Origin of the sequence: Gordonia sp. UCD-TK1 (assembly GCF_001691435.1) — a bacterium.
GTDB lineage: Bacteria > Actinomycetota > Actinomycetes > Mycobacteriales > Mycobacteriaceae > Gordonia > Gordonia hongkongensis.
Genome location: NZ_LZMP01000061.1, coordinates 1 through 3,777 on the forward strand (window position 1 = coordinate 1; position 3,777 = coordinate 3,777).

The 3,777-nt window shown below is 68.4% G+C and carries 4 protein-coding genes; 3 read left to right on the forward strand and 1 reads right to left on the reverse strand.

Translation table 11 applies throughout. From position 1 onward, the window contains the following. On the reverse strand, positions 1 to 1,176 hold a 1,176-nt coding region (locus tag A9310_RS22195; protein WP_065632424.1), incomplete at its 3' end, for an ATP-binding cassette domain-containing protein. Between the two features lie 115 nt (positions 1,177 to 1,291). Between A9310_RS22195 and A9310_RS22200 the strand changes: the two genes are divergently transcribed. From A9310_RS22200 to A9310_RS22210, 3 genes are all read left to right on the forward strand, one after another. Next, positions 1,292 to 2,488 carry an NAD(P)/FAD-dependent oxidoreductase gene (locus A9310_RS22200; protein WP_065632425.1) on the forward strand — a complete coding sequence of 399 codons (1,197 nt, stop codon included), beginning with the start codon at positions 1,292 to 1,294 and terminating at the stop codon, positions 2,486 to 2,488. A gap of 111 nt (positions 2,489 to 2,599) precedes the next feature. Continuing rightward, positions 2,600 to 3,034: an iron chaperone gene (locus A9310_RS22205; protein WP_065632426.1), complete on the forward strand. Its 435-nt coding sequence runs from the start codon at positions 2,600 to 2,602 to the stop codon at positions 3,032 to 3,034. Between the two features lie 95 nt (positions 3,035 to 3,129). Next, the coding region (locus A9310_RS22210) for a transposase (RefSeq protein ID WP_254661316.1) at positions 3,130 to 3,777 on the forward strand (648 nt) is incomplete at its 3' end.

The window sequence follows — 3,777 nt, forward strand, 5'->3', positions numbered from 1 at the left end:
GTTGTGGCCCGTGATGCCGATGCGTTCGCCGGCGTTCACTTGTAACGACATCGGGCCCAGCACGAAATCCCCCTGTCGCACAACCGCTTCGTTGAGGGTGGCGACCACCGAGCTGGAGCGCGGCGCGGACCCGATGGTGAACTCGAGAACCCATTCCTTGCGCGGTTCGGCGACCTCGTCGAGCCGAGCGATCCGGCTCTCCATCTGCCGGACCTTCTGCGCCTGCTTCTCACTGGACTCGGTGGCGGCGCGGCGTCGGATCTTGTCGTTGTCCGGCGCTTTCCGGATGGCATTGCGGACACCCTGACTCGACCACTCACGCTGGGTCCGAGCGCGTGCGACGAGGTCGGCCTTCCTGGCCGCGAACTCTTCGTACTCCTCGCGACGGTGACGGCGGGCGACGGCACGCTCTTCGAGGTAGCTCTCGTATCCGCCGCCGTACACGGTGTTGGTGTGCTGTGCGAGGTCGAGTTCGAGCACCCGGGTGACGCTGCGCGCGAGGAACTCTCGGTCGTGACTGACCAGGACGACGCCGCCCCGCATGCCGGCCACGACCTCCTCCAGGCGCGCGAGGCCGTCGAGATCGAGGTCGTTGGTCGGTTCGTCGAGGAGCACGATGTCGAACCGCGAGCACAGCAGCGCGGCGAGCCCGACCCGCGCGGCCTGGCCACCGGACAGATCCGCCATCAGGGTGGCATCCGGGTCGATGACACCGTCACCGAGCCCGAGGTCGGCGAGGACCGCCGGCAGCCGCTCGTCGAGATCGGCCGCCCCGGTGGCCAACCAGTGGTCGAGCGCGGCCGCATACGTCTCGGCCGGATCTCCCGGCGCCGCGGCATCGGGGTCGGCCAACGCGTCCGCCGCCGCGTCCATCGCCGCCGTCGCCGCCGCGCACCCCGTCCGACGGGCGACGTACGCGCGCACCACCTCACCGGGAACCCGTTCGTGCTCCTGCGGCAGCCATCCGACGAAAGCGTCGGACGGTGCACGGGTCACCGTCCCCTCCAGGGGCGCGAGATCGCCGGCGAGTACCCGCAGCAGCGTGGTCTTCCCGGCACCGTTGGCACCGACCACGCCGATCACGTCGCCGGGTGCCACCGTGAGATCGAGGTGGTCGAAGAGGACGCGGTGGGCATATCCCCCGGCGACGTCCTTGGCGACGAGCGTGGCGGTCATCGGTCCATGGTCGCACCCAGCACCCGGACCACGAGGACCCGGCCGAGGCGGACCCGGCACGCGGCACAGCCGGCTCCCCCGGTTTTCCCGACCGCCCCGCCGGGTATTGACCCGCATGACCTCATCTCGCGAGACCCGACACTTCGACGTCGTCATCGTCGGCGGCGGAAACGCCGGCCTCAGCGCGGCGGCGCGACTACTGCGTCTGGGCGTCACCGATGTCGCGGTGATCGAACCGCAAGCCGTCCACACGTACCGCCCCCTGCTCTCCTACGTCGGCGGAGGTCAGGCGACACTGCAGGACGCCGAGCGTACGCAGCGATCGGTGACGCCGGACGGGGTGACGTGGTTGCGCGACACCGCCGTCGTCGTCGACGCGGGAAAGCGGACGATCCGCTGCGCCTCGGGCGCCGACATCGGCTACCGGGACCTCGTCCTGGCCGTCGGACTCGTACCGGATCACGACGCGATGCCGGGGATCGAACTCGCGATCGCCGACCCGGCGGTGGCCAGCAATTATCTCGACCGGGCCGAACAGACCTGGGATCTCGTCACCTCGATGCCACGGGGTGGACGAGCGGTGTTCACCGTCCCGCGTCCGCCGGTCAGCTGCACCGGGACCACACTCAAACCACTCTTCCTGGCCGCCGCCCACTGGCGGCGTCGAGGCATCCTCGAGTCGCTCGACATCACCTTGACCGTCGACCGGCCCCATCTGCTCGGCGTCGATGCCCTCGACGCCCGCCTCTCGGAGTGCCTCGACGAACTCGGCGTCCGCGTGCTGCTCGACAGCTCCGTACGACTGCATCCGGTCGATCGCCGGGTCACCGTGGTCACCGGCTCGGACACCCAGGATGTGTACTACGACATGCTGCATCTCGTCCCGCCCTTCCGAGGTGCCGACCTGGTGACCGACTCGGGCCTGGCCGCCCGCGACCGGGGGCTCGTCGACATCGACCCCCACACGCTGCGTCACCGCACCCATCCGTCCATCTGGGGAGCCGGTGACGGCGCCGCGATCGCGACCGACCCGTCGGGCGGCGGTCTGCGACGGCAGATCTCGGTGCTTGCAGACAACATCGCGGCCGCGCGGGCCGGCGAGGACCTCACCGCCTACGACGGGTACACCGTCGCGCCGATCGCGACGGACGCACATCATCTGATCGCCGCCGAGTTCGACCGCGACGGGACCGTCACGTCGTCGTTGCCGTCGGTCATCGACCCGCTCAAACCGCGACGGAGTGCGTGGGCCTTCGACCGATATGCCCTCCCGCGCCTGTACTGGAACGCGATCCTACGAGGGCGGGTGTGAGTCCGCGTCGAGACCTTCGACCGGTTCGGAATCGAGAAGCCCCCTGACCCGCCGCGCACTACCGTGAGAGCTGCCTCGGCCCCGAGGCCATCGACCACGAAGCGAACGCGAATGGGCAGCTCAGGAGGATTCTCCGATCAGGAACGCGCCGCGATGAAGGAGCGCGCCGCGGAACTCGAGAAGGAGAAGTCCCGCGGGCGCGGGAACAAGAAGGCGGCCGAGGAACTCGATCTGCTCGCGAAGCTCGAGAGCATGGACCCGGCCGATCGCGCGCTGGCCGAACGCATCCACGCGATCGTCACCACGACCGCGCCGGACCTCGCGCCGAAGCTCTGGTACGGGCAACCGGCCTACGCGCTGAAGGGCAAGGTCGTGTGTTTCTTCCGCAGCGGGCACGACGACAAGGAGCGGTACTCCACCTTCGGGTTCACCCAGAACGCCAACCTCGACGACGGCGGATTCTGGCCGACGTCGTTCGCGGTCAGCACTCTGGACACCGAGGCCGAGAAGACCATTGCGACGCTGGTCACGAAGGCGGTGAGCTGACCTTCCCCTTGCACCCTAAGAGACTGCTGAAATAGTCGGTGTCGTTTCGGTGTGGGGTGAGCGGGTTTGCCTGGTGGGCTGGGATCCTGGTGGGTATGCAGGGTGAGCCGGATCGTCAGGGTGAGTTTCTGGATGTGAACTCGGTCGTCGGGCATTTGCTGGCCGAGGGCAGTGTGTTCGCGTTTTTGGCTGCTCATCGCGAGCAGTTGTTTCCTGCGGAGATGTTCGCGGACCTGTTTCCCAGCGGCCGGGGCCGTCCGTCGATCCCGCCGGCCACGATGGCGTCGGTGATCGTGCTGCAAACGCTGCAGGGTTTGTCCGATCGCGAAGCCGCTGATGCGGTCACTTTCGATCTGCGGTGGAAAGCGGCGTGTGGATTCGTGTTGGGTAACAAAGGTTTTCATCCGTCGACTCTGACGTACTGGCGTCGGCGACTGGCAGCCAGCGACCGGCCGCACCGCATTTTCGAGGTGGTACGCGAGGTCATCACCACCACCGGGGTGCTCGCGGGTAAGAGCCGTCGAGCGCTGGATTCGACGRTCTTCGATGACGCGGTGGCCCGCCAGGACGCCATCACCCAGGTGATCGCGGCGATCCGGCGGGTCGCCCGAGAGGTCGACGGTGGTGCGGTGGTGGTCGAGCAGCACGCGACTCGTCTGGCCGCGTTGACCGGCGGCGGCTATGACCGGCCCGGCAAGCCGCGGATCGCCTGGGATGATGAGTGTGCTCAACAGGACCTGATC